This is a genomic window from Streptomyces sp. NPDC050121, from assembly GCF_044460385.1.
Taxonomy (GTDB): Bacteria; Actinomycetota; Actinomycetes; order Streptomycetales; family Streptomycetaceae; genus Streptomyces; species Streptomyces soliscabiei.
The window spans coordinates 1-25,338 of record NZ_JBITJV010000053.1; the positions used below are offsets into that span (position 1 = coordinate 1).

16 protein-coding genes and 1 pseudogene are annotated in these 25,338 nt (G+C 72.4%); 9 read left to right on the plus strand and 8 right to left on the minus strand.

Translation table 11 applies throughout. The annotated features are described in order from the left end of the window. Positions 1–257 precede the first annotated feature (257 nt). From ACIBTS_RS43885 to ACIBTS_RS43895, 3 genes are all read right to left on the minus strand, one after another. The gene (locus tag ACIBTS_RS43885; RefSeq protein WP_399326814.1) at positions 258–1,325 is read right to left on the minus strand and encodes a helix-turn-helix transcriptional regulator; all 1,068 of its coding nucleotides are present in this window, start codon (positions 1,323–1,325) and stop codon (positions 258–260) included. 1 nt (position 1,326) lies between these two features. Continuing rightward, positions 1,327–2,223 (minus strand): DUF4097 family beta strand repeat-containing protein, encoded by an 897-nt coding sequence (locus ACIBTS_RS43890; protein ID WP_319670119.1) that lies wholly within the window; start codon positions 2,221–2,223, stop codon positions 1,327–1,329. 201 nt (positions 2,224–2,424) lie between these two features. Then, entirely contained in the window at positions 2,425–2,607 is a 183-nt protein-coding gene (locus ACIBTS_RS43895; RefSeq protein WP_019058231.1) for a DUF6104 family protein, read from the minus strand. A 146-nt stretch (positions 2,608–2,753) separates the two neighbouring features. On the opposite strand from ACIBTS_RS43895, the gene ACIBTS_RS43900 reads away from it, so the two are divergent. The 8 genes from ACIBTS_RS43900 to fxsT all read left to right on the plus strand — a co-directional run bounded on the left by ACIBTS_RS43900 (position 2,754) and on the right by fxsT (position 16,285). Then, the gene (locus ACIBTS_RS43900) at positions 2,754–3,272 is read left to right on the plus strand and encodes a CU044_2847 family protein (RefSeq protein ID WP_079659697.1); all 519 of its coding nucleotides are present in this window, start codon (positions 2,754–2,756) and stop codon (positions 3,270–3,272) included. Next, a complete protein-coding gene (locus ACIBTS_RS43905; protein ID WP_399326816.1) occupies positions 3,269–5,545 on the plus strand; it encodes a trypsin-like peptidase domain-containing protein in 2,277 nt (758 codons plus the stop codon). Before ACIBTS_RS43900 ends, ACIBTS_RS43905 begins: the two co-directional genes overlap by 4 nt. Before the next feature lie 108 nt (positions 5,546–5,653). Continuing rightward, on the plus strand, positions 5,654–6,676 hold the full coding sequence (locus ACIBTS_RS43910; protein ID WP_399326818.1) for an AAA family ATPase: 1,023 nt from the start codon (positions 5,654–5,656) through the stop codon (positions 6,674–6,676). A gap of 7 nt (positions 6,677–6,683) precedes the next feature. After that, complete coding sequence (locus ACIBTS_RS43915; protein WP_399326820.1) at positions 6,684–10,058, plus strand: SAV_2336 N-terminal domain-related protein; 3,375 nt, start codon at positions 6,684–6,686, stop codon at positions 10,056–10,058. A gap of 37 nt (positions 10,059–10,095) precedes the next feature. Continuing rightward, positions 10,096–10,344 carry an FxSxx-COOH cyclophane-containing RiPP peptide gene (fxsA, locus tag ACIBTS_RS43920; protein ID WP_399326822.1) on the plus strand — a complete coding sequence of 83 codons (249 nt, stop codon included), beginning with the start codon at positions 10,096–10,098 and terminating at the stop codon, positions 10,342–10,344. A gap of 181 nt (positions 10,345–10,525) precedes the next feature. Continuing rightward, positions 10,526–11,689: an FxsB family cyclophane-forming radical SAM/SPASM peptide maturase gene (locus ACIBTS_RS43925; protein ID WP_399326824.1), complete on the plus strand. Its 1,164-nt coding sequence runs from the start codon at positions 10,526–10,528 to the stop codon at positions 11,687–11,689. Then, positions 11,689–13,143 (plus strand): aKG-HExxH-type peptide beta-hydroxylase, encoded by a 1,455-nt coding sequence (locus tag ACIBTS_RS43930; protein ID WP_399326868.1) that lies wholly within the window; start codon positions 11,689–11,691, stop codon positions 13,141–13,143. The genes ACIBTS_RS43925 and ACIBTS_RS43930 overlap by 1 nt, the downstream gene beginning before the upstream one ends. Before the next feature lie 130 nt (positions 13,144–13,273). Further along, on the plus strand, positions 13,274–16,285 hold the full coding sequence (fxsT, locus tag ACIBTS_RS43935; RefSeq protein ID WP_399326826.1) for an FxSxx-COOH system tetratricopeptide repeat protein: 3,012 nt from the start codon (positions 13,274–13,276) through the stop codon (positions 16,283–16,285). Between the two features lie 152 nt (positions 16,286–16,437). On the opposite strand, the gene ACIBTS_RS43940 is transcribed toward fxsT, so the two are convergent. The 4 genes from ACIBTS_RS43940 to ACIBTS_RS43955 all read right to left on the minus strand — a co-directional run bounded on the left by ACIBTS_RS43940 (position 16,438) and on the right by ACIBTS_RS43955 (position 23,202). Further along, entirely contained in the window at positions 16,438–20,226 is a 3,789-nt protein-coding gene (locus ACIBTS_RS43940) for a multifunctional oxoglutarate decarboxylase/oxoglutarate dehydrogenase thiamine pyrophosphate-binding subunit/dihydrolipoyllysine-residue succinyltransferase subunit (protein WP_399326828.1), read from the minus strand. 317 nt (positions 20,227–20,543) lie between these two features. After that, positions 20,544–21,644 carry a HAMP domain-containing sensor histidine kinase gene (locus ACIBTS_RS43945; protein ID WP_319670110.1) on the minus strand — a complete coding sequence of 367 codons (1,101 nt, stop codon included), beginning with the start codon at positions 21,642–21,644 and terminating at the stop codon, positions 20,544–20,546. After that, on the minus strand, positions 21,641–22,381 hold the full coding sequence (locus ACIBTS_RS43950) for a response regulator transcription factor (RefSeq protein WP_079659689.1): 741 nt from the start codon (positions 22,379–22,381) through the stop codon (positions 21,641–21,643). Before ACIBTS_RS43950 ends, ACIBTS_RS43945 begins: the two co-directional genes overlap by 4 nt. Positions 22,382–22,503: 122 nt before the next feature. Further along, positions 22,504–23,202, minus strand: coding sequence for a spermidine synthase (locus ACIBTS_RS43955; RefSeq protein WP_399326830.1), 699 nt, complete (start codon positions 23,200–23,202; stop codon positions 22,504–22,506). Between the two features lie 240 nt (positions 23,203–23,442). On the opposite strand from ACIBTS_RS43955, the gene ACIBTS_RS43960 reads away from it, so the two are divergent. After that, on the plus strand, positions 23,443–24,210 hold the full coding sequence (locus tag ACIBTS_RS43960; RefSeq protein WP_399326832.1) for a rhomboid-like protein: 768 nt from the start codon (positions 23,443–23,445) through the stop codon (positions 24,208–24,210). 149 nt (positions 24,211–24,359) lie between these two features. Here ACIBTS_RS43960 and ACIBTS_RS43965 read toward each other — a convergent pair. After that, positions 24,360–25,253, minus strand: a pseudogene (locus ACIBTS_RS43965) (DUF5954 family protein); the annotation flags it as partial. Positions 25,254–25,338 lie beyond the last annotated feature (85 nt).

Below are 25,338 nucleotides of genomic sequence, written 5' to 3' on the forward strand. Positions count from 1 at the left end.
ACGAGGGCCTTTCGGTTGGTGTAGACGTCGCAATCCACACCGAACCGGAAGGCCCTCACCTGTTCAAGATCCCTCAGCCGAGACCTGCCTCACGCGTCCACAACCTCCCGGGACAGAACAGCTAGGGCCTGTCCGGCGGATCAAGTCGCAGGAGAGCAGCGGCGCCTGATCGACGCAGGTGAGCGGGGGAGGGCGTGCCATCCCCCGCGTCTGCGGCATGATCCGCCGGACAGGCCCTAGGCGGGTGTAGGGGGTGGTCAGCGGTTTGGGGCTCGGAGTATCACCCCGATGTGGGCCGCCGCCGTCGACAGATGGCGGCGGGCTTCGCGCAGTTGCTCGCCGGTGACGCCCTGGTCGCGGGCCGCGTCGCGGATGTCGTCCCGGAAGCGGTCGAGGAGGCGGTCCAGATCGCGGGCCGGGTCGCCGCTGGAGCCCTCGTGGGCCCAGGCCGGTTCGTAGTCGGCGGGGAAGTCCTCCGGGGTGTGCGAGTAATCCGGCCGCTCGGTCGCCGGGCCTGCGGTCGCCGTGTTCGTCGTCGTGCCCGTGCGGCCGAAGCCGAAGTCCTTGCCGAACTCGCCGAACTCCTTGGCCAGTTCGGTCAGGCCCTCGCGGACGCCCGTCGGCCAGTCGCCGCGTGCGAAGTGGTCCTGGACCTGTTCCTGGACCCGGCGCGCGATGCGCTGCACCTCTTCCTGGGCCTGGGACCGGGCCTGTTCCTGCGCCTCCTTGGCCTGGCGGCGGGCCCGCTGGGCCTCCTCGCGGGCGCGGCGGCTCTCGTCCTTGGCCCGGCGCGCCTGCTCCTTCCACTCCTGCTTGACGCGACGCATCTCCTCCTTGGCGGCGTGCCACGCCTCCTTGTCGCCGTACTCTCCGAAGTCCCCGTACCCGCCGGGCTGGGTGTGCTCGCCGTGCGCTGCGGCGCCCGCACGAGTGCCCTGGCGGGCCTCCGAGGCCGCCGCCCGCATCTCGCGCCGCAGATCGCCGGCCGCGCCGCGCACGTCGGCCCGGATCTCCGCGGCCAGTTCGGCGACGGACTCGCGGATCTCCAGCTCCAGGTCGGCCAGTTCGCCGCTGCGGTCCGCCAGTTCGGCCCGGCCCGCGTCGGTGATGGCGTACACCTTGCGTCCGCCCTCGGTGGTGTGGGTGACCAGGCCCTCGGCCTCCAGCTTGGCCAGGCGGGGGTACACCGTGCCCGCCGACGGCGCGTAGAGCCCCTGGAAGCGCTCTTCGAGGAGGCGGATCACCTCGTAACCGTGGCGCGGCGCTTCGTCCAGGAGCTTCAGCAGATAGAGACGGAGACGGCCGTGGGCGAAGACGGGAGGCATGTCAGAGCACCTTCTTTTCGGTCGTGCTGTCGGCCGGGCCGCCGGAGGAGCTCTCGCCGCCCGGGCCGGAAAACGCATTGTCCCCCTCGTCGTCCGCCGGAGGCCTCCGCAGCAGGGCGATCGAGCCGGAGACCGTCGTCGCCCTGAGCTTGCCGTTGCCGGCGCCCAGGCGGCCGGTGATGCGCTTGGCGCCCCACTGGCCGCTGACCCGGAGGTCCTCGAAGGCGTTGGAGACCGAGCCGCTCGCGGTGTTCGCCTCCACCTGTGCGTCCGCCGGGTGGGGCAGCCGGATGGCGATCTCGCCGGAGACGCTGGTCAGGTCGATGTGGGTGGGCCGACTCGTCGGGTCGAGGTCGACGATCATCGACCCGCTCACCGAGTCGGCCTTCACGGAGGAGCCCGCCTCGACCACGGTCAGGTCGCCCGAGACGGAGTTGAAGCGCAGGTCACCGGTGAGGGCCTGGGCCTCCACGCTGCCCGAGACGGTGTCCGCGCGGACCGGGCCGGCGAGTCCCACCAGGGTCGTGTCCCCGTTGACCCCCTTCACCTCGGCGCGGCCGTCGATGCCGGAGACCACCGCCCCCGCGCTCACCACACCCACCTCCACCCGGGTGCCGGCCGGTACGGCGAGCGAGACGACGGCGCTGCGCCGCCAGCCCTTGCGGTCGAGCCACTTGAGGAAGCCCTTCCAGGGCAGGTCCTCGTACGCCACCGTCAACGTGCCCTCGCGATGGCTCACCACCAGGGGCGGTCCCTCTATCCGGGAGACCTCCAGGCGGGCGGGTCCCTCCTCGGTGCCCACCACGTTCACGGTGCCGTCGACGATGCGTACGTGCAGTTCGCTCACGGGCTCGTCGAAGGAAAGCTTCCTCGGCTCGGCGACGGACCACTCGGACATGGTGCGGACCTCCTCCACGACAACGACACGACACGCCATATCGCGTCTCCCGTGAAACACGATATATCGCGGGCAGGGAAAGTCAAGACACTCGATCCGGTGAGCGGGCATGCCGAAGGGGCGCCCCGGAGGACGCCCCTCGTGCGGAAACCGGTGAAGCCGGCGAGGAGCCGGACGACCGTCGCGGCCCGGTCTGCCGCCCTACTCGTCGTCCTCGTCGTCGTCCAGCCGGGCCAGCCACGTCGCCAGGCGCTCCACCGGCACCTCGAAGTCCGGATTCAGGTCGACGAACGTCCGCAGCTGCTCGGCGAGCCACTCGAAGGTGACCTCCTCCTCGCCGCGCCGCTTCTCGAGTTCCTCGATTCCGCGATCGGTGAAGTACATGGATCGTGCTCCGTGGGTCGGTCGTAGGGATAGGCATCCCCCCACGGGGGAAGGACCCTTGTTCCTGCGAGGGAGGGGACAGAAAAAGGATAGGCGCTGGGAGACCGGGAAAAACGGGGGACTGTCGTGAGCGGCGGGGGAGTGGCATGACGGGTGAGGAAGTGACGCGGGTAGCGCGCATCGCGCTGCCGGACGGGACGCCCGTGTGGGCGAGGATCTCGGGGGCCGGGGAGCTGTCCGCTCCGTCCGGTCGGCTGTCGTACAGCGACACCGGGTTCGCCGAGCGGGTGGAGGCGAGCGTGGAGAGCCTGCACGCGCTCGTCACGGGGGTCGCACGGTCGCTGGCGGAACCGCTGCGCGCGGTGCGGCCCGACGAGGTGAGCGTCGAGTTCGGCATCGAGCTGACCGCCAAGGCGGGGAAGGTGGTGGGCCTGCTCGCCGACGGCGAGGCCAAGGCCGGCATCACGGTCACCCTCACCTGGAACAGCGGACCGCCGGACCTCGACGCGCCGCCACCGCACGACGACCCCCCGTCCGCTGCCGCGGATCCACGCGCGCGTGACGGCTCATCGTCGGGCACGGGTGGAGCCCCGCGCGCGGGCGCGTCCCCCGGCGCGCCGATGCACGGGGGCGGCGACGGCACCGTCGGCGGGGGCGGGGCATGACGGGCGGGCACGCCCCGGGCGCATCGAACGCGTTCGATGCCGCCCGCCGTGCACTGCGTGGACTCGTCGTGGCGGCGACCGTGCGCATTCATCGCCCGGTGGTCGGGTATGCCCTGGAGGAGCCCGGCACGTTCCTCGGGAGCGGCTTCTTCATCGCCCCGAACTGGGTTCTGACCTGCGCACATGTGGCCTGCGGCGGGGAGGGGGGCGAGGTCGCGGTGGTGTATGAGACGGCGCCTGGCAGGGGCACGTCGACCGCGCCCGGCCGGGTGGTGGCGACGCTCCCCGACCGTGCCGAGCGCACCGACCACACAGGCCGGGACGGGCGGGACGGGCGGGCCCTGCCGGCCGGCAACTGGCCGGCCCCGGACCTCGCCCTGGTCCAGCTGACCGAGCCCGTCGACGACCACGAGTGCGTGTACGTCTCCGAACGCCCGGCCGCCTATTACGGCGAGGGCCGGGTGCTGTACGCCGGCTGGACCGAGAACGAGGGCCGCTTACAGGTCCTCGACGGGACGCTGACCGTGCAGGGCACCATCGGCGGCTGGTCGTCGGACGTGCAGATGCGGCTCGGCGACAACGACCTGCCGTACGGCGTCTCGGGCGGCCCGGTGATCGACCCCGTGCGCGGTGAGGTGATCGGCGTCCTGAAGGCGCGCTCGGACCACCGGCCCGGGGGCACGTCCACCGGGATCGAGCAGTTGCGCACCCTGCGGGTTCCGGCGGAGGCCGTGCCGGCCGAGCACAGCGACCTGTACCAGGCGGTCTTCCACGCGCACGACCGCTACCACCGCGACCGTCAGCGTCATCCGGCCTCCCGGCGCCAGACGTGGACCGACGTGCAGGGCCGGCTGGGCGCGCGGCCCGGCCGCACCCTCAGCCCGGACGAGCGGATCCAGCTGCTGGGCCGGCTCGCCGAACTCCCGCCGCCGCAGAGCACCCGCGGCCTGCTGGACATCCTCGACTCCCTCCCCGACTTCCAGGCCCCCACCCCGCTGCCCGCGCCGCGCGGCTGGCGCGACGGCCTCGGGGCGCTGTACGAGAGCGCGAGTGACGACGGCGCGCTGGAGCTCGTGCTCGACTACGCGATGCGGGCGATGTCCGCTCCCCGCCCGTTCGTCGTGCCCAGCACCCCGGACGCGGAGAAGGCGCTGTGGGTGTGGGTGTGGCAGGCCGCGCAGCGGCTCAGCGCCCGCTACCGGTCGGGCCTCGCCGAGCAGCGGATCGAGCGGCTGCGCCGCCGGGACGAGGCCGAGCGCGGAGCGGCCGGCCGGCCGGGGCACGACGCCCCCGACACGATCTCCGGTGAGCCGGGCGGTTCCGGCCGCCGGCGGCGGCACCACCGGCGTGCCGACGCACACGCGCGTGCCCGTGCCGTCGGCAGCGCGGGCCGGCCCTCCGCCCTGCTCGAACTGGTGCGGCGCGGCTGGGAGCCGGACCGCTGCGACTGGTCGGTCTCGGTGTCCGTGCCCGGCGGCGCCGTGGTCCGGCTGCACGAGGCCGAGCGCACGCCGCTGGCCGACCTGCCCACGCACCTCGCCGGCCCGCTCGCGGAGGCGTTCCGGCACTGCGACGAGCCCGGCAGGCCCGCGCTGCTGCAGGTGGCGCTGCCGCACGCGCTGCTCGGCCTGGAGGTGGACACCTGGCAACTCCCGCCCGACGAGGAGCCGTTGGGCGCCCAGCGGCCGGTCGTCGTGCGTTGCGCCGACCGCGACCGGCTGCCCGAGGAGGCGTACGGCGAGGACGAAGGCGCCGGCGAGGGCCACGTCGAAGGCGACGCCGAATCCGACGAGGGTGACGACGAGGACGACGTCGACGAGGAGCGCCGGGCCCGCTGGCGCTGGCTGCACGCCCACCGCGCGAAGGCCGAAGTCCTGGACTGCGACGAGGGGTTGCGCAAACCCGTGCCGACCGTGGAGCAGTTGCGCGCCCTGGCGCACGGCACCGTCCCGGTGCTCTGCCGGTACGGCGACCTCCGGTACGAGGACGACGCGGAGGCGCTCGCCCGGATCGTGCTCGGCGGGTACGGCGTGGCCCTGTGGCGCAGGCGGCGCGGCCGGCCCGACGCGGTCTGCGGGGAGTTCCACCGCGGCACGATCGACGAGATCGCCGAACCGCCCAGCGTGCAGCACCTCCCCGAGCTCGTGCACGATCTGCGGATGCGGCTGCGCGCGGGCCGCACGGAGTCCTTCTGGGCGGACGGCGTCGCCCTGCTGTACGACGACCCCCACCAGCCGCTCCCGGGAACCGGTGACCTGCTGGAGGCCCCTTGAGCACACCCGCCCGCGGGCCGGTCGGCCCCTTACCAGTCACCCTCAGGATGGATAACGTGATGCACGTTCGGACGGCCGCGGCGGTGGACGAGTGACGAGGACCGGATCATGACCGAATCCAGTGAGTGGCTCATCTACCGAGGCGCCGGCGAACCCCACGACGGCCTGGACCGACTGCCCGACCCGCCCCCCTGGCGGGACTTCACCAGCCGTGACGCGGCCGGGTCCGGCGACGGCTCCGAGGACCGCAGGCTCGGCGCGCACCGGCACCTGGCGGAACTGCACCGGCCGGGCGCCGAGGAGCTGGAGATGATCAACGCGGCGCTCTATCTGCGCCGCCCCCTGCTCGTCACGGGCAGCCCCGGCGCGGGCAAGAGCACGCTCGCGCACTCGGTGGCGTACGAACTCGGCCTGGGCAACGTGCTGCGCTGGTCCATCGTCAGCCGCTCCGCGCTCCAGGACGGGCTCTACCACTACGACGCGATCGCCAGACTGCAGGACGTGCAGATCGCCGCACAGGGCGGGTTCGGCTCGGCGGCGGGTACGCCGGGCGCGGTCGAGAGCATCGGCAGCTACATCCGGCTGGGCCCGCTCGGCACCGCGCTGCTGCCCTCCGACACCCCGCGCGTGCTGCTCATCGACGAGCTCGACAAGAGCGACATAGATCTGCCCAACGACCTGCTGAACGTCCTGGAGGAGGGCGAGTTCGCGATCCCCGAGCTGGAGCGCATCGCCGACCGGCTGCCGGACGGCGAGGCGGAGGTGCTGACCGCCGACGGGGTGAAGGTCCGGGTGCGCGACGGCCGGGTACGCTGCCGTGCCTTCCCGTTCGTGGTGCTCACCAGCAACGGCGAGCGGGACTTCCCGGCCCCGTTGATGCGCCGCTGCATCCACCTGGAGCTGGGGCGCCCCGACCACAACCGGCTCGCAACCTTCGTCCGCGCGCATCTCGGTGACGAGGCGGCCCGCGCGGGGGACGATCTGATCACCCGGTTCCTGGAGCGCTCACGTAGTGAACTCCTCGCGGCGGACCAGCTGTTGAACGCGATATACCTCACCGACGCGGCCGCGCCGCCCAGCCGTGACCGCCTGGCCGACCAGCTCATCCAGCGACTCGACCGCCCGAGGTGAGGGCCTGATGCCCGACGCTGCGGCCCGCCACGGCCCCGTCCCGCCCGACGGGAACCGTCCCGACACCCCGGCCCCCACGGCGCACGGCGGTGATCCGCTCGCCGAACTCGTCACGCGGCTGCGTGAGATCGGGCTCGATCCCGACGTGCGGCAGCTGTGCGACGCGCTGTGGCTGGCGCGCTGGACCCGGCCCGTGGAGACCCCCGACCAGGAGGACCCGCCCGGAACCGACGGGCAGCCCACACCCCGGCCCGACGGCGGACGCGGCCGGGACGGGGACGGACGGCCGCACGAGGACCGTCCCGAGCGTCCGGAGCGGCCCGCGCAGGACGTGGGGGCCGACGGCCGGGTGAGCCTGTACCCGGTGCCCCAGGACGGCGTGCCGCGGGCCCGTGGCACGGGCCGGGCCGCCGCGCTGCCGGTCGGCGTGCCCGCCGCCCCCGCACTGCCCTCCCCGCTCGAACTCCAGCGCGCATTACGGCGGTTGCAGCGCTACCGGAGCCCCGCGCCGCCGCTGCGCACGGAGCTGGACGAGACGGCGACGGCCGAGCGCAGCGCACAGGCGGGCGGCCTGATCCTGCCCGTCCACCGCGCCGTCACCCGGGCCGACGCCCGGCTGCAACTGGTCCTGGACGCCTCGTCGTCGATGCGTGTGTGGGACCGGCTCTTCGTCGAACTGCAGCAGGTCTTCGGCCAGTTGGGCGCCTTCTCCGACATCCAGGTCAGCTATCTGCACCAGGGCCCGGACGGCGAGCCGGCCGTCAGCCGCAGCGCCGACGCCTACGCGGCGCCGCTGCACTCCACGGACCGGCTCAGCGATCCCACCGGCCGCCGCATCGTCCTGGTGGTCAGTGACTGCGCGGGCCCCCTGTGGCACAGCGGCCACGCGCACCGGCTGCTGCACCAGCTCTCCCGGCAGGGCCCCGTCGCCGTGCTCCAGCCGCTGCCGCAGCGTCTGTGGCACCGCACCCGACTCCCCGTGGTCTTCGGCGAGTTGAGCCGCGGCGAGACGCTCGGCGGTGCCGCCGCCCTGCGTGTGCGGACCCCGGCCGGCGTCCCCTCGGAGGCCCGGCGGGGAGCGCTGCCCGTGCCGGTGCTGCCGCCCGAGCCGGTGGCCCTCGGCGCCTGGGCCAGGCTGCTGTCCGGGGCCGGCGCGGGGCAGGTGCCGGGCGCCGTGGGCTGGGTGCGCGCGGACCAGCCGCCCGCCCCGGCCACCCGCGCGGACCGGCGGCGCACGCCGCTCGAGCGGGTCAGCCGGTTCAGCTCCAGCGCCTCCTCGGCCGCCGGACGCCTCGCCGTCTACCTGGCCGCCGCCCCCCTGTGCCTGCCCGTGATGCAGCTCGTGCAGCGCACCATGCTGCCCGACTCGGGGCCCTCCGAACTCGCCGAGGTGCTGGTGGGCGGGCTCGTCACCCGCGCCTCGGAGGAGTACTCGCGCGACGGCGCCCAGTGGTACCACATCGAGCCGGACGTCCGTGACGCCCTGCTGTCCCGGCTCGGCCGCGACGAGGCCATGCTGGTGCTGAAGCACTGCTCGGAGTACATCGAGCAGCGCTTCGGCAAGGGCGGCCCCAACTTCCCGGCCCTCGCCCTGGCCCAGCTCGGCGACGCCGGCGCGGGCCGCCCGTACGCGCCCACCGCCCGCCCCGCGGACAACGGCGACAACGGCGGCCACGGCGACGACGCCTCCGTGCCCCAGCCGTTCGCCGAGGTCGCGGCCCGCGTCCTGCGCCGGTTCATGCCACTGCCCGAGCAGTTCGCGACGTACGACGGGCAGACCGGACCGGGACGGGCCGCGGACCGGCCGACGCACCAGGCGGTCCGCCGGGCCCGCCGGCTGATCGAACGCTTCGACAGCGAGGGCATGATCCAGGACGTCATCGACGCGGTGCAGTTGCTGCGCGGCGCCACCGAACACGAGCGGCCGGTCGGCGCGGACCCCGAACTGTGGGCCGAGTACGCGCACTGCACGCTGCGTCTGTGGGAGGTGCAGGGCGGCGACGACCTGCTCCAGGAGGCCGAGACGGCCGCGGAACGGGCGGCCGCCCACCCGCGCCGGCTGCACGAACGGGCCGTCCTGGCCCGGGTGCTGCACGCCGCCGCGACCGACCGCAGGCGACGCGGCGACCGGACCGCGGCCCTCGACCTGCTGCGTCGCGCCGACCGCGAGTACGCCGTCGCCTGCGCGGCCCCCGACCTCGACGAGAACGAGGCGCTGAAACTCACCCTGCAGCGGGTCCGCGCCCTGGAGGCGCAGTGGCGGCTCGGCGGGGACAGCGCGCTGCTCCAGGGCGCCGTCGGCATGCTGGAGGCCTTCGCCGACGTCTGGCCCGACCGGCGGCTGCGCCCGCCCGAACTCCCCCTGGAACACGGCCGGATCCTGCTGCGCCTCTCCGGCGCCACCGTCGACCCCGTCCAGGCCCGCCTCTACGCCGAGCAGGGCGCGCAGTCGCTGCGCAACGCCCTGGACACCGCCGTGGAGCCGTACACCGCCGAGTCGGCCCGCGCGCGGGTACGCGTCCTCCTCGACCTGGTCGACGCGCTGCTCCAGGCGGGCGGCCCGCTGGACGACGCCCAGGACCGGGTCGACGAGGCCCTCGCCCTGGCGCGTGAACAGGGCCAGCGGGCGGCGCTGCTGGTGCGGGCCGGCCGGATCGCCGTGGCCCGCTACGCCGAGTCGGGCGAACCGGCGGACCTGGAAACGGCCGCGGAGCGCTTCGCGCTGGCCTCCCAGCGCATGTCCCGCGACGCGCCCGCGCACGCCGACGTCCTCGCCGAGTGGGGCGAGGTGCTGCTGCGGCTGGCCGGGCTCCCGTACGCGCGCGCCCAGAGCATGCTGTCCCCGGCGATCCGCGTCCTGCGGGACTGCCGGATGGAGACCCCGGCGGGCAGCCGCCAGGTCGCCCACCGGCTGCTGCTGCTCGGCCGCGCGCTGATGCTGCGCTACCGGGCCCGCGGGGACCGCGTCGACCTGCGCGAGGCCGAGCACCTGTTCGGGCTCGCGGCGGCGGAGGCGGACGATCCGCTGCTGGCCGCCCGCTGCCGCCTCGACCTCGGCCAGGTCCAGTTCGAGGCCTACCGCAGCCTGCGCCGCCCGGCCCGCCTCGACCTCGCCGTCGACGCGTTCCGGGACGCGGTGGAGGCGGCCCGGGAGGCGGAGGGCACGGCCGAGACCGAGCACCGCCGGCAGGAAGCCGTCCAGACGGGTGCGCAGGCACACCACTGGCGGGGTATGTCCTATGAGGCGGCCGCACGCCCACGCGCCGCCCGGGAGGCCTATCGCGCCGCCCGCGCGGAGTGGTCGCGGCTGCCCGACGACCACCTGGGCACGGGTGAGCCGACGGCGGAGCAGACGGCGCAGCGGCTGGCCGAACTGGGGTGAACGCGGCATCGGGGCGAGCGAGCGAGAGGGGAACGCGATGGACGGACACATCGAGCCACCGGCGGGTCTGCCCGAACGGTCGGACCTGCCGGAGTTATCGAACGTGCCGGACCTGCCCGACCTGCCCGACCTGCCAGAGCCATCGGAGCTGCCGGACCTGACGGAGCTGAGCCTGGCCGAGTTGGGGGCGATCCAACACCCGCTGCTCCAGGAGGTGTTGACGGATCTGCGTGAGCGGGCCAGGCGGCCGAGCGAGATGCTCTGGGGATGGAACAGCTCGTTCTGAAGCCCTGACCCCTCACAGGAGCCCTGACCCAGCACCGTCACGGCCCTGCGCGCCACGTCGGTTTCGGTCGTGTCGTCCACCGAATCGGACAGCCTTGCGCGGTCCGAGTTTGGGGTGTCCCCCGGGACGGGAAGCGGTCCCGTACGGGCAGGGTGGCGGCGCGGGACAGGGGGGTGCTGATGTGTCCGAAAAGCACGTGCCCTTCCGGCAGTTCATCGTCAAGGTCCACGGCCGCTGCAACCTCGCCTGCCGGTACTGCTACCTCTACGAGGGCCCCGACGACACCTGGCGCGACCGCCCCGCCGCCGCGTCCTGGGAGGTTCTGGACCGCACCGCCGCCCGCATCGCCGAGCACGCGCACACCCACGGCCTGGCCGCCCTCTCGCTGATCCTGCACGGCGGCGAGCCACTGCTCGCGGGAGCGGACACGCTCGGCCGGTTCACCGCCCTGGTCCACGACCGTGCCCCGGCCGGCTGCACGGTCCGCGCCGTCGTCCAGACCAACGCCACGCTGCTCACCGAGCAGCGCGTGGCGACCCTGGCCCGGCACCGAGTCGGCGTGGGCATAAGCCTCGACGGAGGCCTTCCCGCCCACAACGCACGGCGCGTCGACCACGCGGGCCGCCCGTCCTGGCCCGCCGCCGCACGCGGAGCCCGTCTGATCGCCGACCGCTTCCCGCAGTCGTACGCCGGGATCCTGGCCGTCGTCGACGTCACGCAGGACCCGGTGGAGACGTACGAGTCCCTGCTCGCCATGCGGCCACCGGTCCTGGACCTGCTGCTGCCGCACGGGAACTGGTCGGCTCCACCGCCGCACTGGGACAGCACGGCGACCGTGTACGGCTACTGGCTGTGCACCGTCTTCGACCGCTGGTGGGAGGCCGGACGGCGGGAGACCCGGGTACGGCTCTTCGAGGAGTGCGTCGCGCTGCTGCTCGGACTGCCGGCGATCTCGGAGGCGCTCGGGCTGGAGCCCTTCGACGCCGTGGTCGTCGAGACGGACGGATCGATCGAGCAGACGGACGCCCTGAAATCGGCCTACGAGGGCGCGGCCCGCACCGGCCTGGACGTCTTCCGGCACACCTTCGACGAGGCGCTGCGGCATCCGGGCGTGGCCGCCCGGCAGGCGGGCGCGGCGGCGCTCGCCGGGCAGTGCCGCGCCTGCCCGCTGCTCTCGGTCTGCGGAGCGGGCCACTACGCCCACCGGTACCGGGCGGGCCACGGCTTCCGCCACCCTTCGGTGTACTGCGCCGACCTCCAGCGGTTCATCCGACATGTGGCCGCCCGGCTCGCGGGGGTCGCCGCCACCGCCGTCCCGCCCTCACCCGAAAGGGGCGCGTCGTGATCCTTCCGCAGATCCCGGACCAGGCCCTCACCGAACTCGGCCGGTCCGAGGGCAGCCCCGGCACCCTCGCGTTCCTCGCCCGGGACCAGGACGCCCGACGGCTGCTGCTGCTGCGCGCCGTGCTCGACGCCGCCGAGGCGGCGGATCCCGCCGTCTGCTCCGCCGCGCAGAGGTCGCGGCTGCGAGACGACTGGGCGCTGCTCACCGAGGCGGACCGCACCGCACCCGTCGGCCGGCGGACTCCCGGGAACTCCGACCGCCCGGCGGCCTCCTTCGCCCGCGCCCGGCTGCTGTATCCGCTCACCGGACCGTGGGCGCTCAGCTGTCTGCGCGGCCTGGACCCGGCGCAGCGGCCTCCCACTCCGCACAGCGCGCGCGAACTGCGCCGCGCCCTCGCCCACTTCGGCGCCCTCGCCGCCGCGGCCGCCGCGCGCGCCGGGATCCCCTTCGCCGTCGAACTGGCGGCCCACGACGGAGTGCTCAACCTTCCCTCCCTAGGGACCCTGCACACGGCCACCGCCGACGACGTCACGGTCGAAGTGACGTACGACCAAGAAAAAGTGACGCTCCGTCAGGCCGACGCCCCGGACGTGATCGTGTTCCTGGAGCGCGCGTTCGGCGCCTGGTCCGGTGCGCTCGCCTGGACACCCGCGTACGCGCTGCCCGGGCTGGTGCCCGAGGCCGCGCCCATGCCCCTGGACGACCTCGACCCGTACCGCACGGCACGCGGCGACCCCCGCCACCGCGCGCTGAGCGCGCCGACGACACTCGACGACCCGGAGCGCAAACGGTGGCTCCAGGTCTGGTCGGGCACCGCCGCCGCACTGCACTCGGGCGGCGCGCACCGCCCGGCGGAGGCGCTGGCGCTGCTGCGCTGCCTGGTCCCCCTGGAGATGCCACCGGACGCGGAAGGCCACGGCGGCTGCAGCGCGACCCGGCGCGACGCGTTCGGCGCGCTGCTGTGCAGCACCCAGTCCTCGCCGGTGGCCTTCGCCGGGACTCTCGTCCATGAACTCCAGCACGCGAAACTGGCGGCGCTCAGCGACCTGACGACCCTGCATCAGGCAGGCCCGGACGCCCGGTACTTCGCACCCTGGCGCCCCGACCCGCGCCCGTTCGACGGCCTACTGCAGGGCGCCTACGCGCATCTGGGGCTCGCGGACTTCTTCCAGCGTCGCGCGCTCACCGTGGACCGCGCGCACCGGGAGTCCGCCTGGGCCCAGCACGCCCGCTACCGCGCCCAGGTCGGCGCGGCGCTGCCCGCACTGGTCGGCGCACCGCATCTCACCGCCCGGGGACGGCGCTTCGTCGACGCCATGGCCGCCGCCCACGAGGACATGGCCGAGCATCCCGCGCCCCGCGGCCACACCGCCCGCGCCCAGGCATATCTGAAGGCCGCGCGCACATTGTGGACACGGCGTCAGACCTCGTCCGCGCCACGGCCGAATGAGTGAAGATACCCGCGTCGGGCCGCCCACTGCGGAAAGATCGTCGCGCCGAGGTGTCGTTCGCGGGCCCGCCACACTTACCAGCGAGGCGCCGAGGTTCTAGGATTTTTGTGGACTACGCGCTGGAGGCCGCTGCATGTCTGGAGCTCGTACGCCGGTCGGTACGACCGTGGGGGAGGCGGCGAAACAGACCGTCACGATCAGCTTCGCCGGGTTCAACCGCGCCTGGGCCGCCTGGATCGGGGACCGGCTGGAGCGCCGAGGACTACGCGTCGTGTTCCAGCGCTGGGACTCCCCGGCGGAGATCCCGCTCGCGGATCTGCTGCGCCATCTGAAACTGGCCGAGGGCCGCATCCTCGTCGTCGTCAGCGAGTGGTACTTCCAACTCGGGCCGCGCACCCGCGAGGAGTGGAACGAGGCACTGGGCGAGGTCGTGGCCCCCGACCCGGCCCGCTTCGCGGCCGTCTCCGTCACCACCGCGGCCGTGCCCTCGGCCGCAGCCGTCCTCGCTCCCGTCGAACTGATCAACGTGGGCGCCGACGAGGCCGAACGGCGCCTGCTGGACCGGCTCGGCCTGCTCCCCGGCCCGCTCCCGGAGCCCGGCGGGACCGAGCGCCGCGCGCCCCGTTTCCCCGCGTCCATGCCCGAGGTGTGGGGCGGCGTCCCGCGCCGCAACACCCGCTTCACCGGCCGTGAGGCGATCCTCAACGACGCCTACCACCAGTTGCAGGGCGCCGCCCCGGGCGCGGGCGTGGTGACCCTCCACGGCATGTCGGGGGTGGGCAAGACCCAGCTCGCCGCCGAGTACGTCTACCGTTTCGGCTCCGAGTACGACGTCGTGTGGTGGGTCAACGCCGAGAAACGGGTCACCTACCGACGCCTGCTGGCCGAACTCGCCCCCAAGCTGGGCCTGCGCACGGGGCAGGAGTACGGCGAACGGCTGCGCGCGGTCCGCGACTCGCTGCGCCGGGGCGACCCCTTCGCCCGCTGGCTGCTCATCCTGGACGGCGCCGACGAACCGGACCAGATCTGGGACCTGGTGCCCACCGGCCCCGGCCACGTGATCATCACTTCGCGCAACCCGGAGTGGAGCGAGCACAACAGCATGCTGCTGGAGGTGCCGGTGTACGAACGCTACGAATCGGTGGCGTTCATCCGCCGCCGCGCGCCCCGGCTCAGCGAGCCGGAGGCCGACCAGCTGGCGGACGCCCTGGAGGACCTGCCGCTGCTGCTGGACCAGACGGCGGGCTGGCTCAACGACTCGGACCTGTCGGTGCAGGAGTACATCGGCCTGCTGGAAGGCGGCATCGACCAGGACGTCGTGAAGGTCTCGGCGGACTTCCCGCTCGCCTTCCAGACGGCGTGGTCGATACTGCTGAACAAACTCCGCGAGACCGTCCCCGAGTCCGTCGACCTCCTGCGGCTGTGCACCTTCTTCGCGCCCGGCTTCATCCCCGTACGCCTGCTCAAGGAGATGCCGAGCGGCGACCTGCCTGAACAGATCGCCGGACTGCTCAACGACCCGCTGCTGTGGAACAAGGCGATCAGCCAGCTCCGCCAGTACTCCGTGGTGCGCCTGGAGTCCCACGAGAACCTCGGTGACGAGGCCGCCTCCTCCGGTGAGTCCCTCTACCTGCACCGCATGGTCCACCAGATCGTCCAGAAGGACATGCCGGACGCGGACCGCGCCGAGTTCATCGACGTCGTACGGCGGGCCCTGGCCGCAGCCGATCCGCGCAGGCCCACCGACACCCGCCTGTGGCCGCGGTACGCCGAGATCGTGCCGCACCTGAAGTACGCGGACGTCCTCAAGAGCCGGGATCCGGGCGTCCAGGGCCTGGTGCTGAACTGCCTGCGCTACATGTACTTCTCCGGTGAGTACACGGCCGGCACCAAGCTCGGCGAACGCGCCATCGAGGCCTGGCCCTCGGTGTTCGGCGAGAGCCACCCGCGGCTGTGGGAACTCACCTTCCACTACGTCAACGTGCTGCGCGCCGGCGGCGACTACGCGCGCACCGAGTCCCTCAACCGTGCGGCCGTCGAGCAGTTGCGGGAGGAACGGGGCCCGCAGGACCTGGAGCATCTGCGCTTCGCGAGCGGCCTCGCCGCCGACCTGCGCGGCCTGGGCCGCTACGACGAGGCGCTGGAACTCTCCCAGTGGGTGCTGGTCGCCTACCGCGAACTGCTCGGCGAACAGGACTCGCGCAGCCTCAACTCGCTGAACAACCTGGCCGTCTCGCTCCGGCTGCTCGGCCGCTACCCGGAGGCCCTGGACATCGACCGGCAGGTCATGGAGGCGCGGCGGCTGGTGCTGAAGGGGCGTCACCCGTGGACGCTCGACTCCCAGATCTCCTACTCCATCGACCTGAGGCTGCTGGGCCGCTACACGGAGGCCGAGTCGATCCAGACGCAGAGCGTCCGCGACAACCGGATCGTGATGGGGGACAGCAACCCGCAGACGCTGAAGGCCGAGTACAACCTGGCCCTGTGCCAGTACCGCAACGGTGAGCGCGCCAGGGCCGGCGAACTCTTCAGCACCGTCCTGGAGAGCGGCGAACGGGTGATGGGCGAGACCCACCCGTGGACGCTGATGTTCGCCTGCGCCCAGAGCTGCTTCGCACGGGAGCACGGCGACATCGACCAGGCCCGGGAGCTCAGCGAGGCCGTCGTCGCACGCTACGAGGTGATGCTGGCCGACACCCATCCCTTCGTCGCCGGGGCCCGCGCCAACCAGGCGCTCATCCTGCGCAACGTGGGCGAGCGGGAACACGCCCACGTCCTCCTCGAACAGGCGCTGGCCGCCATGACCGACGCGGTCGGCGAGAGCCACCCCTGGGCCCTGGGGTGCGCCCTCAACGCCTCGGCCCTGCGCAACCTCGTCGGCGACACCGAGAGCGCGGCCGCGCTCAGCAGGGACACGGTGGCGCGCGCCACCGAGCTGCTCGGGCGCACCCACCCGCTCACCCTGTCGGCGCGCATCGCGCACGCGGCCGACCTGCGCGGGCTTCGGGACCGCCGGCAGGCCGAGAAGGTCGAGCAGGAGGCGCTCTCGGACCTCGAGGCGACGCTCGGCAAGCAGCACGTCCACACCATCTCCGCCCGCTCCCGCAACCGGCCGTACTGGGACTTCGAACCCCAGACGACCTGACCCCAGACGACCTGACCCCAGACGACCTGACCCCAGCCGACCGACCTCGGGCGACCTGACGCCCGCCGACCTGCCGGACGCCCGGCAGAACGCCGAAGGGCCCGCTCCCGAAACCTCGGGAGCGGGCCCTTCGCCCGTCGTGCGGGTGAGGACTACGCCTCGAACACCTCACGGACCAGCTGCTCCTGCTCGGCCTGGTGACGCTTGGCCGAGCCCACGGCCGGCGACGAGCCGTGCGGGCGCGAGATGCGGCGCAGGCGCTCGCCGTGCGGCACGTCCGCGCCGACCGCGAGGTCCAGGTGGTCGATCAGGTTCAGGGCGATGAACGGCCAGGCGCCCTGGTTGGCCGGCTCCTCCTGGGTCCACAGGTACTTCTCGGCGTTCGGGTACTTGTTGACCTCCGCCTGGACCTCCGCGCCCGGCAGCGGGTACAGCCGCTCGAGCCGGATGATCGCCGTGTCCGTGAGACCGCGCTTCTGACGCTCGGCGTCCAGGTCGTAGTAGACCTTGCCGGCGCAGAAGACGACCTTCTTCACGGCCGCCGGGTCGGTGACGGTGGTGTCGCCGATGACCGGGCGGAACTGGCCCGTGGTGAACTCCTCCGCCTTCGACGCGGCGGCCTTCAGCCGCAGCATCGACTTCGGGGTGAAGACGACCAGCGGCTTGTGGTGCGGGTTGTGCACCTGCCACCGCAGGAGGTGGAAGTAGTTCGACGGGAGCGTGGGCATCGCCACCGTCATGTTGTTCTGGGCGCAGAGCTGCAGGAACCGCTCCACGCGCGCGGACGAGTGGTCCGGGCCCTGGCCCTCGTAGCCGTGGGGGAGCAGGAGCGTGACGCCGGACGTCTGGCCCCACTTCTGCTCGGCCGCCGAGATGTACTCGTCGACCACCGTCTGCGCGCCGTTGACGAAGTCGCCGAACTGCGCCTCCCACATCACGAGCGCGTCGGGGCGGGCCAGCGAGTAGCCGTACTCGAAGCCCATGACCGCGTACTCGGACAGCAGGGAGTTGTAGACGTTGTAGCGGGCCTGCTCCTCGTTGAGGTACTGGAGCGGGGTGTGCTCCTCGCCCGTCTCACGGTCGATGAGGACCGCGTGGCGCTGGCCGAAGGTGCCGCGCTGGGAGTCCTGACCGGACAGCCGGACCGGGGTGCCCTCCAGGAGCAGGGAGCCCACGGCCAGCGTCTCGCCCATGCCCCAGTCGATCGTGCCGTCCTCGACCATCGACGCCCGGCGCTGCAGCTGCGGCAGCAGACGCGGGTGGACGTGGAAGTAGTCGGGGATGTTGACCTGGGACTCGGCGATGCGCTTGACGACCTCCGCGGAGACGGCGGTGTTCACCGCCACGGGGAAGTTGTCCTGCGGCTCGTGGACGTCGCCGGCGGCGGGCTGCGCGGTGGCCTCGCGGACCTCCGTGAAGACCTTCTCCAGCTGGCCCTGGTAGTCCTGCAGCGCCTGCTCGGCCTCTTCCAGGGTGATGTCGCCGCGACCGATGAGGGACTCGGTGTACAGCTTGCGCACCGAGCGCTTCTTGTCGATCAGGTCGTACATCAGCGGCTGGGTGAAGGCCGGGTTGTCCGACTCGTTGTGACCGCGGCGGCGGTAGCAGATGAGGTCGATCACCACGTCCTTGTTGAACGCCTGACGGAACTCGAAGGCGAGCCGCGCGACGCGGACCACGGCCTCCGGGTCGTCGCCGTTCACGTGGAAGATCGGGGCCTCGATCATGCGGGCCACGTCCGTGGCGTACATCGACGAGCGCGAGGACTCCGGGGCGGCGGTGAAGCCGACCTGGTTGTTGATGACGATGTGGACCGTGCCGCCCGTGCGGTAGCCGCGCAGCTGCGACATGTTCAGGGTCTCGGCCACCACGCCCTGGCCCGCGAAGGCCGCGTCGCCGTGCAGGGCGACCGGCAGGACGGTGAAGTCCGTGCCGCCCTTGTTGATGATGTCCTGCTTGGCGCGGGCGATGCCCTCGATGACCGGGTCGACCGTCTCCAGGTGGGACGGGTTCGCGGCCAGCGAGACCTTGATCTGCTCGCCGTCCAGGCCCGTGAAGGTCCCCTCGGCGCCCAGGTGGTACTTCACGTCGCCGGAGCCGTGCATCGACTTCGGGTCGAGGTTGCCCTCGAACTCGCGGAAGATCTGCGCGTACGACTTGCCGACGATGTTCGCCAGGACGTTCAGGCGGCCACGGTGGGCCATGCCGATGACGACCTCGTCGAGCCGCGACTCGGCCGCGCTGTCCAGCACCGCGTCCAGCAGCGGGATGACGGACTCGCCGCCCTCCAGCGAGAAGCGCTTCTGGCCGACGTACTTGGTCTGCAGGAACGTCTCGAAGGCCTCGGCGGCGTTCAGGCGGCGCAGGATGCGCAGCTGCTCCTCGCGCTCCGGCTTGGTGTGGGCGCGCTCGATGCGGTCCTGGATCCAGCGGCGCTGCTTGGGGTCCTGGATGTGCATGAACTCGACGCCGGTGGTGCGGCAGTACGAGTCGCGCAGCACGCCGAGGATGTCGCGCAGCTTCATCAGGGACTTGCCGGCGAAGCCGCCGACGGCGAACTCGCGCTCCAGGTCCCACAGGGTGAGGCCGTGCTCGGTGATGTCCAGGTCGGGGTGCTTGCGCTGGCGGTACTCCAGCGGGTCGGTGTCGGCCATGACGTGGCCGCGGACCCGGTAGGAGTGGATCAGCTCGAAGACCCGGGCGGCCTTGGTGACGTCGTCGTCGTGGCTGGCGTCGATGTCCTTGAGCCAGCGGACCGGCTCGTAGGGGATGCGCAGCGCCTCGAAGATCTCGTCGAAGAAGCCGTTCTCGCCGAGGAGGAGGTTGGCGACGATCCGCAGGAACTCGCCGGAGGCGGCGCCCTGGATGACCCGGTGGTCGTAGGTCGACGTGAGCGTCATGACCTTCGAGATGCCGAGCTTGTTCAGGGTGTCCTGGGAGGTGCCCTGGAACTCCGCGGGGTAGTCCATCGAGCCGACGCCCATGATGACGGACTGGCCGGGCATCAGGCGCGGCACGGAGTGGACGGTGCCGAGGCCGCCGGGGTTGGTCAGGGAGACCGTGACGCCGGTGAAGTCGTCCATCGTCAGCTTGCCGTCGCGGGCGCGGCGGACGATGTCCTCGTAGGCCTGCCAGAACTCGAAGAAGTTCAGCGTCTCGGCCTTCTTGATGCCGGCGACGACGAGCTGGCGGTCGCCGTTGGGCTTCACCAGGTCGATGGCCAGGCCGAAGTTGACGTGCGGCGGCTTGACGAGGGTGGGCTTCCCGTCCTTCTCCGCGTAGTGCCAGTTCATCGACGGCATGGCCTTGATGGCCTGCACCATCGCGAAGCCGATCAGGTGCGTGAAGGAGATCTTCCCGCCCCGGGCGCGCTTGAGGTGGTTGTTGATGACGATGCGGTTGTCGAACAGCAGCTTCACCGGGACGGCGCGCACGGACGTGGCCGTGGGCAGCTCCAGCGAGGCGTTCATGTTCTTGGCGACCGCGGCGGCCGGGCCGCGCAGCGTCACGAACTCCGGGCCCGCGGGCGCCTCGGTCGCGGGTGCGGCCTTCGCGGCGGCGGCCGGCTTGGCCGCGGGGGCCGCCTTCGCCGGAGCGGGAGCCGGAGCAGCGGCCGCGGGCTTCGGGGCGGCGGTCGGGGCGGGCACGGGAGCGGCGGGGGCCGCCGGAGCCGGGGCGGCGGGCGCCGGGGGAGTGCTGGTGGTCGCTGCGGCCCCCGCGGCCGCAGTACCCGCCGGAGCCGAGGGCGCGGCCGCCCCCGGCTTGTAGTCGGCGAAGAAGTCCCACCAGGCACGGTCTACCGAATTCGGGTCCTGGAGGTACTGCTGATAGATCTCGTCGACGAGCCACTCGTTCGGTCCGAACGCGGCCGCGGGATTCTTGCCCGCTTGGTCTGCGTCGGTCGAGATGCTCGATGCGTTACTGGGGGACTGTGGCGACACGGCGGCAACCGCCCTCTTCCGCTTCACAAGGTGATGGACAGCGGGAATAAAGGCTACGCCCCCGAGAGGGGGAAGGTCAGGCCGGGCCGGTCCATCGTCGTGTAAGTCACATCGGAAAGTGTGTTTCGGGGGTGGAAATGGCGGGAAACAAGCGCGGTTGCGCGTCACAAGGGTGTCCTGATGCGGGTCGCGCACGCCGAGCGTGCAGGACCCGTGCCGACCTGCGACGGTCCGCTGCCTGATCACACGTGTCCGACTGCGCGAACGCCGATGGATCTTGTGGCTCCGCTTCGAACTTTACGTCAACTTGGGGCGGATTACTCTCCCGGAAGAGTGACAAGAATCCGGCAACCCCGCTCGGATTCGGCCACTCCGATCCGGCCGCCGTGGAGATCGACCGCCCAGCGGGCGATCGCGAGCCCCAGCCCCGTGCCGCCGTCGCTGCCCGGACCGTGCGGCCGGCGGACGGCTCCGCGGTTGAACCGCTCGAAGACACGGCGCCACTCGGAGCGCGGAATGCCGGGGCCCTCGTCGAGGACCTCCAGCTCCAGCGACTCCGGCAGCGGGCCGCGCCGCGCCTTCACCGTCACCCGTCCGTGCGGCGGGCTGTGCTTGACCGCGTTGTCGATGAGATTGGCGACGACCTGGTGGATGCGCTCCGGGTCGGCGTGCGCGGTCAGCTCCGGCGGGGTGACGTCCAGATGCAGATGGACGTCCGTGCGCGTGTGGTTGCCGCCCGAGCCCATCGTGGCGCGCGCCGAGGCGACCATGTTGGCCTCCTTCAGCACCCCGGACAGGTACGGCCACACCTCGAAGCGCCGTTTGCGCAGCGGGACGACGCCGTTGTCGAGGCGGGACAGGTCCAGCAGGGTCTCCACCAGCCGCCCGAGCCGCTCCGTCTGCTTCAGGGCCGTGCGCATCGTCTCGGTGTCGGCGTCGGCGATGCCGTCGACCACGTTCTCCAGGACGGCGCGCAGGCCCGCGATGGGCGTGCGCAGCTCGTGCGAGACGTTCGCCACGAGCTCCTTGCGCTGACGGTCCTGCGCCTCCAGCTCGTCCGCCATGACGTTGATCGTCTGAGCCAGGTCGCCCAGCTCGTCACGGCGGTTCTCGCTGACCCGGCGGGTGTAGTCGCCGTGCGAGATCGACCGGGCCACCGTGTTCATCTCGTCCAGCGGCGCGGTGAGCGAATGCGCCACGAACTGCGTGATCAACAGTGTGGCGATCATCGAGAAGACCGTGATGAAGCGCAGCTCCGTCTTGGTGTGCACCGCGATCATCGACAGCCCGGTGGTGATCAGCACCGAGATGACGACCAGCGCACCCAGCTTCGTCTTGATCGAGAACGGGCGTACGCCGCCCCAGGGCTCCCCTGATCCGGGAGCGGGGCTTCTCGGTCCGTCCGGCCCGGAACTCATGGCGTCGGGGTCTCCAACGCGTAGCCCACGCCGTGCACCGTGCGGATCCGCTCGGCGCCGATCTTCCGGCGCAGTGCCTTGATGTGGCTGTCGACCGTGCGGGTGCCGGAGGCGTCCGCCCAGTCCCAGACCTCGGCGAGGAGCTGCTCACGGGAGAGCACCGCGCGCGGGGTGTTCGCCAGGCACACCAGCAGGTCGAACTCGGTGGGCGTGAGGTGCACGTCCTCCGAGCGGACCCGCACCCGGCGCTGCGCGTGGTCGATCTCCAGCTCACCGAGCCGCAGTATCCCGCTGCGGGGCGTGGTGGCCGCGATCGCGGCCCGCTCCACCCGGCGCAGCAGCACATGCACGCGTGCCGCCAGTTCCCGCATCGAGAACGGCTTGGTCATGTAGTCGTCGGCGCCCACGCCGAGCCCGACCAGCATGTCGGTCTCGTCGTCGCGCGCGGTGAGCATCATCACCGGCACCGGACGGGACGCCTGCACACGACGGCAGACCTCCAGACCGTCGAAGCCGGGCAGCATGATGTCGAGGATCAGCAGGTCGGGCTGCCAGGCCTCGGCGGTGTCGACGGCCGCGGGGCCGTCACCCGCCGTTTGCACGAGGAATCCCTCGGCGCGCAGGCGGGCCGCGATGGCGTCGACGATCGTCGGGTCGTCCTCGACCACCAGGACGCGCCGCTGCGCTCCCGGAGTCGCCGTCGTCGTGTTGTTGTGCGAGGTGTGTGTCTGCTCCATCGCCCGCCCCTGAGTGTGCTTTCCGGGACCAGTGGGGTGATCCCTTTTCTGCGCATGACTGCGGTTGACGCGTGAATGATCGGCGTCAGGCATGCAACGTACCCGGAGTCACCTCGCCTTTGCTATCCAGGTCGGACGGCGATGTGCACGACGTCCGGCACGCCTCGGGCAACCGGGATCTCTTCGGTACGCACCTGTTGGAACCCGGCATTCCCCATGGTTCCCTCGAATACCGGATCGGGTTGGGCCGACCAGACAGCCAGAACTCCACCAGGTCTCAACACCCGTGCGCAGCTTGCGAGTCCGGCCGCGGAGTACAGGCTCTCGTTGCCCTCGGTGACCGTCCAGCCGGGCCCGTTGTCGATGTCGAGACATACCGCGTCGAACGTGTCGCATGTCTCATTGACGTAATCGAGCAGATCCGTTTCGACGATCTTCGTCCGGGGATCGGCGAGCGCCGGCCCGGAGACGGCGGCCAGTGGGCCGTCGAGATGCCAGTCGATGACGGCGCGTTCGCGCTCCACGACCGTGACGCCGCCCCAGCGGGGATCGGCGGCGGCGTGCGCGAGGGAGAAGCCGACGCCCAGGCCGCCGAGGAGCAGTCCGGGCGCGGGACAGCCGTCGGGGCGGGGGTCGAGAGCGGCCAGCGCGGCGTCGACCAGCAGCCGCTCCGAGCGGCCGTCCGAGGTGTCCATCAGGAAGCAGCCGTTGGCGATGATCTGGAGCAACTCCCCATGCCTGCGCAGGACCACCTCACCGTAGGGGCCCTCGCGACGGTCCAGGACCTCGGGTGCGCCGGGGATGTCGTACGGGATGGGCATCGCTCCATCGTTGCACTTTCCTGACGGTTTGTTGGGGGAATGGTGAGCGTGACGGGTGGGGTTGACGTACGGGTGTGCGGAACAGGATCTGAGCGGGTTCGGCGGGCGGGCTGGGAGCGGATGAGAAACAGCCGAGAGAAGTCTCAGATGTTGCTGTGAATCGACCCGGGCGTGGTGTCGGTCACAGACAGCGGGCGGGGGCGCCGCGAAGGGTGGGGTGAAACGGAAGGAGCGCGTCAGGTGGACAGCACGGCACAGGTCACGAGCCCGCCCCTGCCCGACGTCTCCGGGCTGCTGGACGGCATCCCGGGCCAGCGCGTTCCCCGCGCCGTCGAGCCGCCGCCCGAGGCGAGCCCCAACCCCGGTCCCAGCCTCGGCCCTCGCCCCGCCTTCCGGGCCCCCGTCCCCTTCACCCTCGCCTACGCCGCCGTCCTCGCAGTCACCTCGTTCTTCGCCGCGCACGCGGACCCCGCCCTGGTGAGCGCCCTGCAGCAGGGCTCCAGCACCGACGTGGCGCACCTGTGGCAGACGCCGGTGCTGGTGCTGGTGGCCAGCGCGCTGTGGGTGGCGGGCGGCTTCGCCTCGCCGTTCACGCTCGGCTTCCTGGTCGTCCTCAGCGCCCTGGAACGGCGGATGGGCGGCGTGCGGACGGCCGTCGTCTTCCTGCTCGGGCACGTCCTGGCCACCCTCGCCACCGAGGTCCCGGTGGGCCTGGCCGTCCTCGCGGGCCGGCTGCCCCACAGCTCGCTGCACCGCCTCGACTACGGCATCAGCTTCGGCGTCGCCGCGAGCGTCGGAGCCCTGGCAGGACTGCTCAGGCCCTGGCTGCGCTGGCCCCTGCTCGCCGCGTTCGGCGGGATGCTCCTTCAGGACCTGCTCGCCTTCACCGACCCGATGACGAACTGGGGCCACCTGATCGCGCTGGCGATAGGGGTGGGGACCTGGCCGTGGATACGACGGTGGGCCGCCCGAACCCCCCTGCCCGCGACGGCCGTACGAACCGCGTAGACCGCCCGCCGCCCGCCCCCGTGGTCAGTCGTCGTACTTGACCGTGCCTCCTCGTGCAGGGTCGGGTGGAGTTTCATGGGGCCGTACTCGTCGGCGTCCGACGGTCGGGGCGGCTCGGGGCCGTCCGGGCCCAGGCGGATCATTCGTTCGACGCGGCAGATCCGGAACAGACGGCCCTCCACGCGCGCCTCGTCGGCACGGCCGGCCGCCCGGAACGCCTCCGCGGCCCGCCCGTACAGGGCCTTCTTGTGCTCGTCGAAGCGGTAGAGCATCGCCCACACGCGGGCCATCCCCTCGTACAGCGTGCGGCGCGCCTCGTGCGGGGTCGCCGACAGGGAGCCGCACGGGGTCCAGCCCTCGTCGTCGCGTTCGGCGACCGAGAAGCCGACGGGCAGCCTGACCACGTCCGGGTGCGTCCTGGTCGCCCGCTCCGAGTCCGCGCGCACCTCGGCGGGGAAGTGGGCGCCCGTGTACGTGAAGTCGCGCAGGCCCAGCCGCAGCGCGCCCGCCATCGGGCCCTCGTCCCGGTCGGGGTCCAGGACGTAGCCCACGTCAGGCGAGGGACAGGCGCCCTGGTCCTCCCAGGAAAGGGCCGCGGATTCGGGGTCGGTGGGCCGGGGCGGCTCCAGGCCGTCGTCGCCGGTCCGGGCGAACTCGTCGCCGCGCACCACCCGGTAGCGCACGCCCAGGGCCTCCACCTCGTCGGCCGGGGCCCGTTCCAGCAGGGCCACGGCCGCCAGCAGCTCGCGTCGGACGGCCGGATCGTCGGTGCCGTCCTTCGCCTTGAACCACAGGTGCGAGTTCAGGCCGTCCCGGGCCTGCTGGGGCATGCTGTCCACCACCGGTTTCAGCAGGCGCCAGCCCGGCTCCGCGGCGGCCGGGTCCTGCACGGCGATGCCGAAGACGGGCCCGCGCAGCGCGATGTGCGGATAACGCCGGGACGCCTCGACCGCGTCCGCCTCCGTCACCCAGGCGACGGGGTCGTCGCGGCGCACCAGCTCCGCGTGGAGGGCGTCGAGACGTCGCTTCCAGTCATCGGTCATAAACGCATTGTGGTCGGCGCGAAGGGGTGCTTCGGGGCGAATGCCTGAAGTGGACGGGGTACGGGGCGGGGGCGTAAGGGGCGTG

Excerpts from the sequence above, each read along its gene's own strand:
- ACIBTS_RS43885 (WP_399326814.1), bottom strand. The coding sequence starts at position 1,325 with ATGCCTCCCGTCTTCGCCCACGGCCGTCTCCGTCTCTATCTGCTGAAG.
- ACIBTS_RS43890 (WP_319670119.1), bottom strand. The coding sequence starts at position 2,223 with ATGTCCGAGTGGTCCGTCGCCGAGCCGAGGAAGCTTTCCTTCGACGAG.
- ACIBTS_RS43895 (WP_019058231.1), bottom strand. The coding sequence starts at position 2,607 with ATGTACTTCACCGATCGCGGAATCGAGGAACTCGAGAAGCGGCGCGGC.
- ACIBTS_RS43900 (WP_079659697.1), top strand. The coding sequence starts at position 2,754 with ATGACGGGTGAGGAAGTGACGCGGGTAGCGCGCATCGCGCTGCCGGAC.
- ACIBTS_RS43905 (WP_399326816.1), top strand. The coding sequence starts at position 3,269 with ATGACGGGCGGGCACGCCCCGGGCGCATCGAACGCGTTCGATGCCGCC.
- ACIBTS_RS43910 (WP_399326818.1), top strand. The coding sequence starts at position 5,654 with ATGACCGAATCCAGTGAGTGGCTCATCTACCGAGGCGCCGGCGAACCC.
- ACIBTS_RS43915 (WP_399326820.1), top strand. The coding sequence starts at position 6,684 with ATGCCCGACGCTGCGGCCCGCCACGGCCCCGTCCCGCCCGACGGGAAC.
- fxsA (WP_399326822.1), top strand. The coding sequence starts at position 10,096 with ATGGACGGACACATCGAGCCACCGGCGGGTCTGCCCGAACGGTCGGAC.
- fxsT (WP_399326826.1), top strand. The coding sequence starts at position 13,274 with ATGTCTGGAGCTCGTACGCCGGTCGGTACGACCGTGGGGGAGGCGGCG.
- ACIBTS_RS43945 (WP_319670110.1), bottom strand. The coding sequence starts at position 21,644 with ATGAGTTCCGGGCCGGACGGACCGAGAAGCCCCGCTCCCGGATCAGGG.
- ACIBTS_RS43950 (WP_079659689.1), bottom strand. The coding sequence starts at position 22,381 with ATGGAGCAGACACACACCTCGCACAACAACACGACGACGGCGACTCCG.
- ACIBTS_RS43955 (WP_399326830.1), bottom strand. The coding sequence starts at position 23,202 with ATGCCCATCCCGTACGACATCCCCGGCGCACCCGAGGTCCTGGACCGT.